This window comes from Streptomyces lushanensis (assembly GCF_001700515.1).
GTDB lineage: Bacteria > Actinomycetota > Actinomycetes > Streptomycetales > Streptomycetaceae > Streptomyces > Streptomyces lushanensis.
In genome coordinates this window covers 1-13,820 of record NZ_MAUD01000280.1, presented here as the reverse complement: position 1 = coordinate 13,820, position 13,820 = coordinate 1, and the positions used below count along the sequence as shown (strand labels likewise).

13 protein-coding genes and 1 pseudogene are annotated in these 13,820 nt (G+C 68.7%); 2 read left to right on the top strand and 12 right to left on the bottom strand.

The window, feature by feature from the left end:
• The 6 genes and pseudogenes from BFF77_RS22195 to BFF77_RS22170 all read right to left on the bottom strand — a co-directional run.
• Positions 1-244: pseudogene (locus tag BFF77_RS22195) on the bottom strand (WYL domain-containing protein); the annotation flags it as partial.
• Positions 245-261: 17 nt separating this feature from the next.
• Positions 262-1,218, bottom strand: coding sequence for a helix-turn-helix transcriptional regulator (locus BFF77_RS22190; RefSeq protein ID WP_066952651.1), 957 nt, complete (start codon positions 1,216-1,218; stop codon positions 262-264).
• 125 nt (positions 1,219-1,343) lie between these two features.
• Positions 1,344-1,718: an FKBP-type peptidyl-prolyl cis-trans isomerase gene (locus tag BFF77_RS22185; protein ID WP_066952649.1), complete on the bottom strand. Its 375-nt coding sequence runs from the start codon at positions 1,716-1,718 to the stop codon at positions 1,344-1,346.
• Between the two features lie 43 nt (positions 1,719-1,761).
• Positions 1,762-2,697 carry an FKBP-type peptidyl-prolyl cis-trans isomerase gene (locus tag BFF77_RS22180; RefSeq protein ID WP_066952648.1) on the bottom strand — a complete coding sequence of 312 codons (936 nt, stop codon included), beginning with the start codon at positions 2,695-2,697 and terminating at the stop codon, positions 1,762-1,764.
• Positions 2,698-2,834: 137 nt separating this feature from the next.
• Positions 2,835-4,196, bottom strand: a complete 1,362-nt coding sequence (gene pafA, locus BFF77_RS22175; protein ID WP_066952646.1) for a Pup--protein ligase — start codon at positions 4,194-4,196, stop codon at positions 2,835-2,837.
• A 9-nt stretch (positions 4,197-4,205) separates the two neighbouring features.
• Positions 4,206-5,465 (bottom strand): MFS transporter, encoded by a 1,260-nt coding sequence (locus BFF77_RS22170; RefSeq protein WP_066952644.1) that lies wholly within the window; start codon positions 5,463-5,465, stop codon positions 4,206-4,208.
• A gap of 148 nt (positions 5,466-5,613) precedes the next feature.
• On the opposite strand from BFF77_RS22170, the gene BFF77_RS22165 reads away from it, so the two are divergent.
• A complete protein-coding gene (locus tag BFF77_RS22165) occupies positions 5,614-6,633 on the top strand; it encodes a LacI family DNA-binding transcriptional regulator (protein WP_066952642.1) in 1,020 nt (339 codons plus the stop codon).
• An 89-nt stretch (positions 6,634-6,722) separates the two neighbouring features.
• Here the strand turns inward: BFF77_RS22165 and prcA are convergent, their stop codons facing one another.
• The 5 genes from prcA to arc form a co-directional block, all read right to left on the bottom strand.
• Complete coding sequence (gene prcA / locus BFF77_RS22160; protein WP_066952640.1) at positions 6,723-7,550, bottom strand: proteasome subunit alpha; 828 nt, start codon at positions 7,548-7,550, stop codon at positions 6,723-6,725.
• A gap of 52 nt (positions 7,551-7,602) precedes the next feature.
• A complete protein-coding gene (gene prcB, locus BFF77_RS22155; protein ID WP_066952638.1) occupies positions 7,603-8,448 on the bottom strand; it encodes a proteasome subunit beta in 846 nt (281 codons plus the stop codon).
• A 143-nt stretch (positions 8,449-8,591) separates the two neighbouring features.
• The gene (locus BFF77_RS22150; RefSeq protein WP_030754525.1) at positions 8,592-8,810 is read right to left on the bottom strand and encodes a ubiquitin-like protein Pup; all 219 of its coding nucleotides are present in this window, start codon (positions 8,808-8,810) and stop codon (positions 8,592-8,594) included.
• A 135-nt stretch (positions 8,811-8,945) separates the two neighbouring features.
• A complete protein-coding gene (gene dop, locus BFF77_RS22145) occupies positions 8,946-10,457 on the bottom strand; it encodes a depupylase/deamidase Dop (protein ID WP_342671252.1) in 1,512 nt (503 codons plus the stop codon).
• A 242-nt stretch (positions 10,458-10,699) separates the two neighbouring features.
• Positions 10,700-12,466, bottom strand: coding sequence for a proteasome ATPase (gene arc / locus BFF77_RS22140; protein ID WP_066952653.1), 1,767 nt, complete (start codon positions 12,464-12,466; stop codon positions 10,700-10,702).
• A 253-nt stretch (positions 12,467-12,719) separates the two neighbouring features.
• Between arc and BFF77_RS22135 the strand changes: the two genes are divergently transcribed.
• Positions 12,720-13,040: a ferredoxin gene (locus BFF77_RS22135; protein WP_066952633.1), complete on the top strand. Its 321-nt coding sequence runs from the start codon at positions 12,720-12,722 to the stop codon at positions 13,038-13,040.
• A gap of 42 nt (positions 13,041-13,082) precedes the next feature.
• Here BFF77_RS22135 and BFF77_RS22130 read toward each other — a convergent pair whose 3' ends face one another.
• On the bottom strand, positions 13,083-13,667 hold the full coding sequence (locus BFF77_RS22130; protein ID WP_066952631.1) for a hypothetical protein: 585 nt from the start codon (positions 13,665-13,667) through the stop codon (positions 13,083-13,085).
• Positions 13,668-13,820: the final 153 nt, after the last annotated feature.

The window sequence follows — 13,820 nt, the reverse complement described above, 5'->3', positions numbered from 1 at the left end:
GCGGCTCGGCGACATCGTCCGGGTTGTGCCACCAGATCCGGTCGCCGTCGGTGTCGATGTCGAGCAGATCGCCGCCGCGGAAGCTGGTGCCGCACATCGGGAGGACATCGAGATCGGAGATCAGCTCGTCCTCGCTGATCCCGAACGCGCGGGCCACGTCGCTGACATGGGCGCCGGGGCGCTCCCGCAGATAGGTCACCAGCGAGAGCATCCGCCGGGTCTGGTCGATGGCGTTGGCTGCCATGGTTGTCCGAGTCCCTCTCAGCCCTTGGCCACGGCGCGCAGCCGCTCGATCACATCGGCCCGCAGATCGGCGGGTTCCAGCACGACCACGTCCGGGCCGAACTCCACCAGCCAGGCGTCCAGGCCGTGTCCGTACGGGATCTCCAACTCGTCCCAGCCGTCCCCCAGCTCCCGGGACGACACCGCCCGGGAGCGCAGCGGATAGCCGCAGCCCGAGCGCAGCCTGATCAGCGCGGAGCGGGTCGCGGTCTCTCCCGCCCAGGTCTCCACGGTCTCCCGTACGGTCACGACATCGGGCACCGGCGCGCTGAACACACCACTGCGGGAGCGGACCTTGCCGGTGATCCGGGAGAGCCGGAAGACCCGCTCGGCGCCCCGGTCGCGGTCCCAGCCGGCCAGATACCAGTGGCCGCGCCAGCACTCCAGCGTCCAGGGCTCGACCTGGCGCTGTTCGGGGCGGGCCGCGTTGGCCTTGCGGTAGTCGAAGACGACGGGCCGCCGGTCGCGGCAGGCGAGCATCAGCGGTTCGAAGGCGGCCTCATGGACCGGGATCCGCGGTTCGAGAGCGCTGTGATGTGCCTCGTACGCGTCCTCGGCCTCCGGCATTCCGGCGGCACGCAGCTTCTGGAGGGCGCCGCTCGCCGCGCCCGCGAGCCGGGCCTGCTGCCAGACCTTGGCCGCGAGTCCGAGGGCCGCGGCCTCCTCGGCGTCGAGCGTGATCGGCGGCAGCCGATTGCTGTCGCGCCGGGCGAGATAGCCGGTCTCGGCGTCGAGATTGTCCACCGTCTCGATGACCAGGCCGAGTTCGCGCAGGTCTTCCTTGTCGCGCTCGAACATCCGGTTGAAGGAATCGTCGGTGCCCGCCTCCAGGTAGGCCTCGATGGAGCCCCGCAGCTCGCGCTTGCTGAGCGGACGCCGGGTCCCGAGCAGACACAGCGCCAGATTCATCAGTCGCTCGGCCTTGGCAATGGCCATCGACGCCTTGCACCCCTTTTGATCGTTGCGGCCTCCGCTCGTCGACCGTACCGCCCCGGGGTGTCGGGACAAAAGCCGAGGGCCCGTGCGGAGGCACGGGCCCTCGGGTCTTCGTCCTGGCGGGATCAGACGGAGACCAGATCGCAGACGAAGATCAGCGTCTCACCCGGGGCGATGGTGCCACCACCGGCGCCGCGGTCGCCGTAGGCGAGGTGCGCGGGGATGGTGAGCTGACGCCGGCCGCCGACCTTCATGCCCTGGACGCCCTGGTCCCAGCCCTTGATGACCTGGCCGGCGCCGAGCTGGAACTGGAGCGGCGTGCCGCGGTTCCAGGACGCGTCGAACTCCTCGCCGGTGGAGAAGGCCACACCCACATAGTGGACGGAGACGGTGTCGCCCGCCTTGGCCACCGGGCCGTCGCCCTCCGTGATGTCCTTGATCTCCAGATCGGCCGGCGGCTCGCCACCCGGGAAGTCGATCTCGGGCTTCTCGATGCTCACTGAACTGCTCCTCTAAATGATGAACGGGGCAACCGGGACAGTCTTACACCTTCGCCAGGATGTCCACCGCGAACACCAGTGTGGAGTTCTTCGGGATGTTCTGCTGCTCCTGGTCGCCGAAGGCCTGGTCCGGCGGGATCACGATCAGGACCCGGCTGCCGACCTTCTTGCCGACGATCCCCGACTTGAGCCCCTTGAGCGTCAGTTGGGGCAGCGGGAAGGTCGTGGTCCGGCCCGTCTTGTACGTGCTGTCGAACTGCTTGCCGTTCTTCCAGAGGTACGCCGCGTAGTTCAGCACGACGGTGTCCGAGTCCTTGACGACCGGGCCGTCGCCCTCCAGCACATAGTTGGAGACGAGTTCCTTGGGCGGATCGGTCTTCGGGACCGTGACCGTCGGCTCCTTGCCGTCGTCGTTCGTCCCGACCTTCGGCAGATCGATGTTGTCCTGTGCCACCGCGGTGCCCTTGGCCGAGACCGGGACCTGGGTCGCCTTCAGAATGTCCACGACGAAGACCAGTGTGGAATTGGGCTTGATCTCGCCCTGGCCCTGCGCCCCGTAACCGAGCTCCGGCGGAATGCCCAGCTCGACGCGGCTGCCGACCTTCTGGCCCTCCAGGCCCTGGTCCCAGCCCTTGATGACCATTCCGGCGCCCAGTGTCAGATCGAAGGGCTGCTTGCGGTCGAAGCTGTTGTCGAAGGGCTTGTCGGAGTCCCAGCTCTGGCCCAGGTAATTGACCTGGATCGCGTCGCCCTTCTTGACCGTGGGACCGTCACCCTTGCTGATGACGTCGACCTTGAGCTCCTTGGGCGGAGTTCCCTCGCCCTTGGCTAGCGTCGGCTTCTCGCCGAACTTGGTGCCCGCGGTGATCGCGGGAAGTCCGTTCTTGGACGGGGCGGAGTCGGAGCCTCCGTCATCGCCGCACGCCGCTGTCGACAACAGCAGCAAGGGGACGACGATCAGGCCGGCAAGTCGGCGCACGTGTTCCTCAGATCTCAGACGGCACGGTAGTTGCACGACACTCTAGGGGGTGTCCCGCGGCTCGGGCCGGACAAGACCCGGGCCCTGTACGCGTACGTACAGGGCCCGGGATATTGCGGCGAAGTGTCGCCCGCCGGCTACATACCGGCGATCAGCTTCTCCACACGGTCGTCCACGGAACGGAACGGGTCCTTGCAGAGCACGGTGCGCTGCGCCTGGTCGTTCAGCTTGAGATGCACCCAGTCGACAGTGAAGTCCCGGCGCTGCTCCTGCGCCCGGCGGATGAAGTCGCCGCGCAGCCGTGCCCTGGTGGTCTGCGGGGGCACGGACTTGCCCTCGAAGATCTTCAGGTCGTTGCAGATCCGGGCTGCCTGGCCCCGCTTCTCCAGCAGGTAGTAGAGGCCCCGGCGGCGGTGGATGTCGTGGTAGGCGAGATCTATCTGGGCGACCCGCGGATGCGACATCGTCATGTTGTGCTTGGCCCGGTACCGCTCGATCAGCTGGTACTTCATCACCCAGTCGATCTCGGTGGCGATGCGGTCGAGGTCCTCCTCCTCGATCGCGTCGAGCGTGCGGCCCCACAGTTCGAGCACCTGCTCGACCGTGCCGGTGCGGATGCCCCGGCGGTCCACGAAGTCCACGGCCTTCTCGTAGTACTCCCGCTGGACCTCCAGCGCGGAGGCCTCCCGGCCGCTGGCCAGTCGCACCTTGCGCTGGCCCGTGAGGTCATGGCTGACCTCACGGATCGCCCGGATCGGGTTCTCCAGGGTGAGATCGCGCATCACCGTGCCCGCCTCGATCATGCGCAGCACGAGATCGGTGGCACCGACCTTGAGCAGCATGGTCGTCTCGGACATGTTCGAGTCGCCGACGATGACATGGAGCCTGCGGTAGCGCTCCGCGTCCGCGTGCGGTTCGTCGCGGGTGTTGATGATCGGACGGGAGCGGGTGGTGGCGGAGCTGACGCCCTCCCAGATGTGCTCGGCGCGCTGGCTGACGCAGTAGACCGCGCCCCGAGGCGTCTGGAGCACCTTGCCCGCGCCGCAGAGCAGCTGCCTGGTGACGAGGAAGGGGATGAGGATGTCCGCGAGCCGGGAGAACTCTCCGTGGCGGGCGACGAGATAGTTCTCGTGGCAGCCGTAGGAGTTTCCCGCCGAGTCGGTGTTGTTCTTGAAGAGATAGACGTCGCCCGCGATTCCCTCCTCGTGCAGGCGGCGTTCGGCGTCGACGAGCAGGCCTTCGAGAATGCGCTCGCCCGCCTTGTCGTGGGTGACCAGTTCGGTCACGTTGTCGCATTCGGGAGTTGCGTATTCCGGATGCGAACCCACGTCGAGGTAGAGACGGGCGCCGTTCCGCAGGAAGACATTGCTGCTGCGGCCCCATGAGACAACACGGCGGAAGAGGTAGCGCGCCACTTCGTCAGGTGACAGTCGGCGCTGTCCCCTGAACGTGCACGTGACGCCGTACTCGTTCTCCAGCCCGAAAATGCGGCGGTCCATGTCTGAACATTACGCCTGATGACCAGAGCTGAAACCGGGTTCGGCCGCTCCGCCTTGATCTGTTTCCGTCCGGATGGTGGCATCGGCACCTCGCCCGGAAGCCGCGAGGACGCGCTGTGTGGCCAGCAGTACCAGCAGCGCGGCGACACCCGCGCCCCCGGCGACCGCGAAGCTCGCGGAGGTGCCGCCCAGCTCCACGGCGGGCCCTGCCGCGGCCGTACCGAGCGCGGAGCCCACACCGATCGTGGTGACGAGCCAGGAGAACGCCTCGGTGACGGTGCCGCGCGGCGCGTGCCGGTCGACGACGATGAAGGCGCAGGCGATCGCGGGCGCGAGGAAGATCCCGGCGACGGCGGCCAGTCCTGTCATCGCGAGCACACCGGGTGTGAGTGTCAGCGGCAGATAGCAGAGAGCGAGCAGGGCCACGACGGTGCGCAGCCGCCGCTCCGGGGCGCCGGTCCACTCCCTGGCCCCGTACACCGAGCCGCCCACCAGGGCGCCGAGGCCGAGCGCGGCCATCAGCCAGCCGTAGACGGACTCCCGGCCCTGGTCGTCGGCGTAGGCGACGCCGGCGACGGTGATCGAGCCCAGGGCTATCCCGACGAAGAGGAAGGCGCCCAGCAGGGCCAGCAGGCCCGGTGAGCGCAGGGCGCCGAGCCAGTGCGCCTCCCGCGGCGCGGAGCGCCAGGCGCGGGACGGCGCGGAGAGGACGACGGAGAGCGCGCCGAGCACGCCGATCGCGTTGATGACCAGCAGCGCGGTGGCCGGCGACCAGAGCGCGACGAGCAGGGTGACGAGCAGCGGGCCGACGGTGAACATGATCTCCTGCGCCACGGCGTCCATGGCGTACGCCCGGTGCACCCGCTCCTCACTGCCGAGGACGTTCGGCCACAGCGCCCGCAGCCCGCCCTCCAGCGGCGGCGTGAAGAGTCCCGCGACCGCCACCGCGCCGTAGGCGAGCAGCGGGGAGCCGGTCCCGGCGACGACGAGCAGCACCGCGCCGAGGGCGGAGACGACGGCGGCGGGGAACTGCACCCGGGGCTGGCCGTGGAGATCCACGGCCCGGCCGAGCAGCGGCTGTCCGACGGCGTTGGCGACGCCGTACACCGCGGCGAGGGCGCCGGCGAGGCTGTAGCTGCCCCCGCCGCCCCGGACGAGCAGGACGACGGCGATGGGGCCCGTGGCGTTGGGCAGCCGGCCCACGAGTGTGCCGGCGAGCAGCCGCGCGGCGTGCGGCGCCTTGAGGATGTCCACGTAGCCGGTGGCCATGTGCCGCCCTTTCCTCGTCCGCCCGGCCCATGCCGGGGTTTTACGTATAACGTCGCCGTCATACGTACCATGTGGCCAGCCCGCGGGTCCACTGCCGGCGCCGAGGCGGACAGAGCCCGCCGGACGAGCACGACGGAGAACGGTAGCCATGACAGAGCAGCCCGCCAGGCCCACCAGCCGGGATGTGGCGCGGACCGCGGGTGTCTCCCAGGCCACGGTCTCGCTGGTCCTCGGGGACAAGTGGCGGGGCAGGGTCTCGGAGCGGACCGCCGGGCTCGTACGGGACGCGGCGCACGCGCTCGGCTACCGGCCCAATCTCGCGGCCCGCAATCTCCGTCTCGGTACGACCAGGACCGCGCTCCTGGTGGTGCCCGCGCTCACCAACGAGTTCTTCGCCCGGGTCTACACCGGCGCGGCCGAGGTCGCCGCCGAGCACGGCTTCGGAGTGGTCCTCTACCCGTCGCCCGCCGGCGTGGGGCCCGCCCGGGATCCCTTCGCCTCGGCGCGGGCCGCGCTGGACGGGGTGATCGCCTCCTCGATGGCGACGGAGGCCCTGGACGCGATCCGGGGCGCGGATCTGCCGCTGGTGATGCTCGACAGCGATCCGGAGGCCCCCGGTGCCGCCGCACGGGTGAATCTCGACATCGCCGACGGCATCCGGCAGGTGACCGGGCATCTGCTCGGTCTCGGTCACCGGCGCCTGCTCCATCTCGCCTCCTCGGTCGCCTCATGGACCTTCGAGGTACGGGCCGAGGCCCTGGCGGGCGTGGTACGGGAGGTACCGGACGCGGTCGTACGGACGGTGTCGGCGCGGCTGGAGGTCGGCGCCGCGCGGGAGGCCGTCGAGCACGCCCTCACCGCTCCGGGCCCTCGGCCCACGGCGCTGATCTGCGACGGCGACATCCTGGCCACGGGGGCCTACAAGGCGCTGCGGCGCCTCGGTCTGCGGGTGCCGGAGGACATCTCGGTCACCGGCTTCGACGATCTGGCGCTCGCGACGGCGATCGAGCCGGAACTGACCACGGTCGGCCTCCCCGCCGAGCGGGTCGGCGAGCAGGGCATGACAGCCCTGCTGACCGTCCTGGACGGGCGGCGCCCGGAACCGGTCCATCTGCCGGTCTCGCTGGTCGTCCGGGCCTCCACCGCTCCCCCGCCTCCCGGCGCCTGACACGCCCGTGCCCCGGACCGCGCGGGCGGTCCGGGGCACGGACAGGCCGACTCCGGATCGAGACCGGACCGGGTCCGTCCGGACCGGACCTACTCGGTGCTGTCCGGCTTCCCGGTGTCCTGCTTGCCGTTGTCCTGCGACGTGTCCGCCGACGGGGAGGCGGCGCCGTCGGGCTCCTCCGTGTCCGAGGGCGCGTCCGTCGGGGTGGAGGCCGCGCCGTCCGCGTCCAGCAGCCGGGAGAGCTGGCGGCCGACGATCCGCTTGAACTTGCGCTGCTGCGGTCGCGTACGGTCCAGGACCGCCACCTCCAGCCGCTCCGCGGGGATCTCCCGCTCGCCGCCGTTGGTGTCCCGCGACAGCGCCTGGACGGCCAGCTTCAGCGCCTCCGCGAGCGACATGCCCTCGCGGTGGCGCTGGTCGAGATACGTGCTGATCTGCTCCGAGCTGCCGCCCACCGCGACCGAGCCGTGCTCGTCCACGATCGACCCGTCGTGCGGCAGCCGGTAGATCTGGTCGCCGTCCGGTGTCGCGCCCACCTCGGCGACGACCAGCTCCACCTCGTAGGGCTTCTCACCGGCGCTGGAGAAGATCGTGCCGAGCGTCTGCGCGTAGACATTGGCGAGACCACGGGCGGTGACGTCGTCGCGGTCGTAGGTGTATCCGCGCAGATCGGCGTAGCGGACACCGCCGATCCGGAGGTTCTCGTACTCGTTGTACTTGCCGGCCGCCGCGAATCCGATCCGGTCGTAGATCTCGCTGAACTTGTGCAGCGCGCGGGACGGGTTCTCGCCGACGAAGACGATGCCGTCGGCGTACTGGAGCACGACCAGGCTGCGACCGCGGGCGATGCCCTTGCGCGCGTACTCCGCCCGGTCGGCCATGGCCTGCTGGGGTGAGACATAGAACGGCGTCGACACCGGCTGTCCGTCCCTTTCTGTCAGTGACGTGTGTGTTCAGAAGAGGGCGGCGTCAGAGCAGCGCGGCGCGCGGGCCGTCGGGCTGCTCCAGCCGGCGCTCGAGGATCGAGCGGGCGGTCTCCGAGGATTCCTCGTCCGTCAGCCTCCGGAAGCCCTCGTCCGTGATGATCGTGACGATCGGATAGATCCGGCGCGCCACATCGGGGCCGCCCGTCGCCGAGTCGTCGTCCGCCGCGTCGTACAGCGCCTGGACGACCAGGGTGATGGCCTGCTGTTCCGTCAGGTCCTCGCGGTAGAGCTTCTTCATCGCTCCACGGGCGAAGATCGAGCCGGAGCCGGTGGACGCGAAGCCCGACTCCTCGGACCGGCCGCCCGTCACGTCGTACGAGAAGATGCGGCCCTTGCCGCGGTCCACGTCCCAGCCCGCGAAGAGCGGGACGACGGCCAGGCCCTGCATGGCCATGGCGAGATTGCTGCGGATCATCGTGGAGAGCCGGTTGGCCTTGCCCTCCAGGGAGAGCTGGGCGCCTTCGACCTTCTCGAAGTGCTCCAGTTCGAGCTGGAAGAGCTTGACCATCTCCACGGCGAGACCCGCGGTGCCGGCGATACCCACGGCCGAGTACTCGTCGGCGGGGAAGACCTTCTCGATGTCGCGCTGCGCGATCATGTTCCCCATGGTCGCCCGCCGGTCACCGGCGAGCACCACTCCACCGGGAAAGGTCGTCGCGACGATCGTCGTACCGTGCGGCGCCTCGATGGCGCCCTGCAACGGCGGCAGCGACCGCTTGCCGGGCAGCATGTCCGGCGAGTGGTGGGACAGGAAGTCCATGAACGAGGACGAGCCGGGCGTCAGGAAGGCTGCCGGCAGACGCCCGGTGCTACGAGGGTTGGCTTCCACACGTTTCCTTCCGGATGGGCGGCGGCCCGCCGCTCGGGCCGGGCCGATCTTTGAATCTGTGCACGGACCTTACCCGCGCCGTCGCCGGTCATCCGTCCCGGTGCTACCGGCTTTCGCCGACGGCCCGGGACGGACAACGGCCTTTACTGGCCGCCCTTTTGCACGAAGGACCGCACGAAGTCCTCGGCGTTCTCCTCGAGCACGTCGTCGATCTCGTCCAGGACGGAGTCCACATCGTCGGACAGCTTCTCCTGGCGCTCCTTGAGGTCCTCGGAAGCCTGCGCCTCCTGGGCCTGCTCCTCGGTCTCCTCCGTGGAACGCGTCGCCTTCTGCTGGCCGCCGCCGGTGTCCTTGGTCGCCATATCCCTCACCCCGCTCGGTTTCGCCCCGCTCGATGTGACCTTCAAGATCAGACCCTACAAGGAGGGTCCGACATCGGCCCCGCAGTTGCTACAACGTCCGGGTACCACCCCGATCATTCCCGGACCGCCGCCGTTTCAGCCGCCGGACAGCACCCGGACCAGCTCCTCGGCCGTGCGGCACCGGTCGAGCAGCTCCTTGACGTGGTTGCGTGTACCGCGCAGCGGCTCCAGGGTGGGCACCCGTTGCAGCGAGTCACGGCCGGGCAGGTCGAAGATGACGGAGTCCCAGGAGGCCGCCGCCACATCGTCCGCGTACTGCTCCAGGCAGCGCCCGCGGAAGTACGCCCTGGTGTCCTCAGGAGGCTTCGTCCTGGCTCGTTCGACGTCCTGCTCGTCCAGCAGGCGGCTGATCCTGCCACGGGCCGCCAGACGGTTGTACAGGCCCTTCTCGGGGCGTACGTCGGCGTACTGGAGGTCCACCAGGTGCAGCCGGGCCGCGTCCCACTCCAGGCCGTCCCGCCGGCGGTAGCCCTCCAGGATCTCCCGCTTGGTGATCCAGTCCAGCTCGCCGGAGAGGCTCATCGGATCGTTCTCCAGCCGGTTGAGCGTGTCCTCCCAGCGTCCGAGCACGTCCCTGGTCTGCTCGTCCGCGTCGGCGCCGTACCGCTCCTCGACATACTTCCTGGCCAGCTCGTAGTACTCCATCTGGAGCTGGACCGCGGTGAGTGTCCGGCCGCTGCGGAGCGTGACCAGCCGGCCGAGCGCCGGGTCGTGCGAGACCTGGTGCAGCGTACGGACCGGCTGGTCCACGGCGAGGTCGACGTTGATGAAGCCGTCCTCGATCATGGACAGGACGAGCGCGGTGGTGCCGAGCTTGAGGTAGGTGGAGATCTCCGACAGATTAGCGTCGCCGATGATCACATGGAGTCTGCGGTACTTCTCCGCGTCCGAGTGCGGCTCGTCGCGGGTGTTGATGATCGGGCGTTTGAGGGTCGTCTCCAGCCCGACCTCGACCTCGAAGTAGTCCGCGCGCTGGCTGATCTGGAAACCGTGCTCATGGCCGTCCTGGCCGATACCGACCCGGCCCGCGCCGGTGACGACCTGCCGTGAGACGAAGAACGGCGTCAGATGGCGCACGATGTCCGAGAACGGGGTCTCCCGCTTCATCAGGTAGTTCTCGTGCGTGCCGTAGGACGCGCCCTTGTTGTCGGTGTTGTTCTTGTACAGATGGATCGGCTGCGCGCCGGGAAGCTGGGCCGCGCGCTCGGCGGCCTCGGCCATGATCCGCTCGCCGGCCTTGTCCCACAGGACGGCGTCCCGCGGATTGGTGATCTCGGGAGAGCTGTACTCCGGGTGGGCGTGGTCGACGTAGAGCCGTGCGCCGTTCGTGAGGATCACATTGGCCAGCCCGATGTCCTCGTCGGTGAGCTGGCTGGAATCGGCCGTCTCGCGGGCGAGGTCGAAGCCGCGGGCGTCCCGCAGCGGGTTCTCCTCCTCGAAGTCCCAGCGGGCCCGCCGCGCGCGGTGCATCGCCGCCGCGTAGGCGTTCACGATCTGGGACGAGGTGAGCATGGCATTGGCGTTCGGGTGTCCCGGGACGGAGATCCCGTACTCCGTCTCGATGCCCATTACTCGCCGTACGGTCATGCGGCCCTCCTTGCCCGGCGGCGCTCCCCTCCGGAAGCGGCGCTCAAGTACCGCTCTTCCCCCGCCACGTGTGCGGTGCCCGGCTCCGGGCGCCGCCACGCGGCGGTACGAAAGAGCCTAGAACGCCTCCGCGCCGGTGGGGAGATCATTTCCGTCATTGGCCTGGTGTGGTGGAAGGAGCGTGGAAAGCAACCGGCTGCGGATGCCCTTCCGGACATCCGCAGCCGGTCTGCGTCTGCGCTTTACAGGTACTGACCGGTGTTGGCCACCGTGTCGATGGAGCGTCCGGTGTCCGCGCCCTGCTTTCCGGTGACCAGGGTACGGATGAACACGATCCGCTCGCCCTTCTTGCCGGAGATACGGGCCCAGTCGTCGGGGTTGGTGGTGTTCGGCAGGTCCTCGTTCTCCTTGAACTCGTCCACGCAAGCCTGGAGGAGATGGGAGACCCGGAGGCCCTTCTGGTTGTGGTCGAGGAAGGCCTTGATGGCCATCTTCTTGGCCCGGTCGACAATGTTCTGGATCATCGCGCCGGAGTTGAAGTCCTTGAAATAGAGGACTTCCTTGTCGCCGTTGGCGTAGGTCACCTCGAGGAAGCGGTTCTCCTCGGACTCCGCGTACATCTGCTCGACCACGGACTGGATCATTCCGTGGGCCGCGGCCTCCTTGGAGCCGTTGTGCTCCGAGATGTCGTCCGCGTGCAGCGGCAGCGAGGCCGTCAGATACTTCGCGAAGATGTCCTTCGCCGCCTCCGCGTCCGGACGCTCGATCTTGATCTTCACATCGAGCCGGCCGGGCCGCAGGATAGCGGGGTCGATCATGTCCTCGCGGTTGGAGGCGCCGATGACGATGACGTTCTCCAGGCCCTCCACACCGTCGATCTCGGCGAGGAGCTGGGGGACGATGGTGTTCTCCACGTCCGAGCTCACACCGGATCCGCGGGTGCGGAAGAGGGATTCCATCTCGTCGAAGAAGACGATGACGGGAGTGCCCTCGCTCGCCTTCTCCCGGGCACGCTGGAAGACCAGGCGGATATGGCGCTCGGTCTCACCGACGTACTTGTTCAGCAGCTCCGGACCCTTGATGTTGAGGAAGTAGCTCTTCCCCGCGGGCCGGCCGGTCACCTCGGCGACCTTCTTGGCAAGGGAGTTGGCCACGGCCTTGGCGATCAGGGTCTTGCCGCAGCCGGGCGGGCCGTAGAGCAGGATGCCCTTCGGCGGGCGCAGTTCGTGCTCCTTGAAGAGATCCGGGTGGAGATACGGAAGCTCCACCGCGTCGCGGATCATCTCGATCTGGCCGCCGAGACCGCCGATCTTGTCGTAGTCGACGTCCGGGACCTCTTCGAGGACCAGTTCCTCGACCTCGCTCTTGGGGACCACTTCGTACACATAGCCCGAGCGGGGTTCGAGCAGCAGGGCGTCGCCGGGACGGATGGTGATGTCCAGCAGCGGCTCCGCGAGCCGCACCACCCGCTCCTCGTCGGTGTGCCCGATCACCAGGGCGCGCTCGCCGTCCTCAAGGATCTCCTTGAGGGTGACGATGTCCCCGGCACGCTCGTACGCCATGGCCTCGACCACGTTGAGCGCCTCGTTGAGCATGACTTCCTGGCCGCGCCTGAGCTCGTCGAGTTCGACGCTGGGGCTCACGTTCACCCGGAGCTTGCGGCCTCCGGTGAAGATGTCGGCCGTGCCGTCCTCATTGGCCTGCAGAAACACACCGAAGCCGGCCGGCGGCTGTGCGAGCCGGTCGACCTCCTCCTTGAGGGCCACGATCTGGTCGCGGGCCTCACGGAGCGTATTGGCGAGCCGCTCATTCTGCGCGGACACACCGGCCAGGTTCGTCTGCAACTCGACGATCCGCTCTTCGAGAATCCTCGTGTGACGCGGAGAGTCGGCGAGCTTTCGTCGCAGGACGGCGATTTCCTGCTCGAGATAGGCAACCTGGCCGGCTGGGTCTTCAGACCCCCGCCCCGGCCGGATGCCGCGGTTGATGTCGTCGTCGTGGGCTGCCACGGTCCTCACCTCCTCCAAGGGGAGCTGGACGCTTCCTGACCCTACCTGGGTGGGTGATGATTGAAACCCCTAGATCACAAAGACTGTGGGGTGTGTCCGATCTTCACCCTTGCGCTCTTCCCTCACGCCAGGGGAATACCCACCCAGGAACATCGGAAAGCTGTCGGTTGTATCGTCGAAGTGTTCAACACCCGTCAGGGCTTGCGCGACTTACTTAACAGCGCACCGTCCGGCGGGGCAAACGGCAGGAGAGATGACCGTGCAGCAGCAGGCTCCCACCGAAGGCGTCACCGGGACAGGTGAGCCGCTCGAGGTCTGGATCGACCAGGACCTCTGCACCGGGGACGGGATCTGTGCCCAGTATGCTCCCGAGGTCTTCGAGCTGGACATCGACGGGCTCGCGTATGTGAAGAGCCCCGAGGACGAACTGCTCCAGACCCCCGGCGCCACGACCCGGGTACCACTGCCACTGTTGGGTGATGTCGTGGATTCGGCCAAGGAGTGTCCGGGCGACTGTATTCATGTGCGTCGCGTTTCGGACAGGGTAGAGGTTTACGGACCCGACGCGGAATAGGACGAAACCCGCCGAGAGCCCGGGGCGACCCGCCGTGAGCGGTCACACACTCCGCGCTTCGGGCCTCTCCGCGCGGACGAACGCGCCGTTCTCCCACTGCCAGGAGACCCGCTCCTCCTCGTCGGGACAGCAGCTCGGCACCTCGGGCCCCGAGTAGCCGAGCAGGGTGGCGAGAATCACCCCGTCCCGGATCTCGAAGTCGGGTCCGACGCTCCGCTTGTCCTTGGGGTCGACCAGAGTCGCCACGATCCTCGGCTCGGCCTCCGCGGCTCTGGTCAGCACATAAACGCCCTGGGGCGGGGTGCCCGAGCCCGCCTCGCAGCGCACCGCGGCCACGGTCTCGGGATTCCGGTCACCGTCGAGATCGCCGGAGGCCCGCCGTACGACCACCGTGCCCGCTCCGCCGCACTCCAGCGGGTAGTCCACCGCGGCGGGATCAGGGGCGGGCAGCGGCGCCTCGCCCGCCGCCGTCCGCGCGGGCTCGGAGCCCGTCTGGGACGCGGTGGCGGCGCCGGGTTGCAGCAGACCCGCCAGAGCCACCACACCGGCCATCGCGGTGGCCGTCGCGAGCCAGTGCATCGGGTGGGGCCGGGTGTGCGCGAGGTCCGGTACGTCGGAGATCTGCACGCGGAGTGTCTCCTGTGAGGGGGGTGCCGGCGAGTGACCAGACGAGTGACCAAGGGGGGAGGAAGACAGCATCGTGCCACACGTCACAGGGAGGCGGAACAGGGGGGTCCGTAAGACCAACGTAAAGACGGAGCCGCCGACTTCCCCTCTCCT

Bases quoted from the DNA above. Each gene is read 5' to 3' on its own strand.
- dop (WP_342671252.1), bottom strand. From the start codon at position 10,457: ATGACCGTACGGCGAGTAATGGGCATCGAGACGGAGTACGGGATCTCC.
- BFF77_RS22150 (WP_030754525.1), bottom strand. From the start codon at position 8,810: ATGGCGACCAAGGACACCGGCGGCGGCCAGCAGAAGGCGACGCGTTCC.
- BFF77_RS22135 (WP_066952633.1), top strand. From the start codon at position 12,720: ATGACCGTGCAGCAGCAGGCTCCCACCGAAGGCGTCACCGGGACAGGT.
- pafA (WP_066952646.1), bottom strand. From the start codon at position 4,196: ATGGACCGCCGCATTTTCGGGCTGGAGAACGAGTACGGCGTCACGTGC.
- BFF77_RS22165 (WP_066952642.1), top strand. From the start codon at position 5,614: ATGACAGAGCAGCCCGCCAGGCCCACCAGCCGGGATGTGGCGCGGACC.
- BFF77_RS22190 (WP_066952651.1), bottom strand. From the start codon at position 1,218: ATGGCCATTGCCAAGGCCGAGCGACTGATGAATCTGGCGCTGTGTCTG.
- BFF77_RS22170 (WP_066952644.1), bottom strand. From the start codon at position 5,465: ATGGCCACCGGCTACGTGGACATCCTCAAGGCGCCGCACGCCGCGCGG.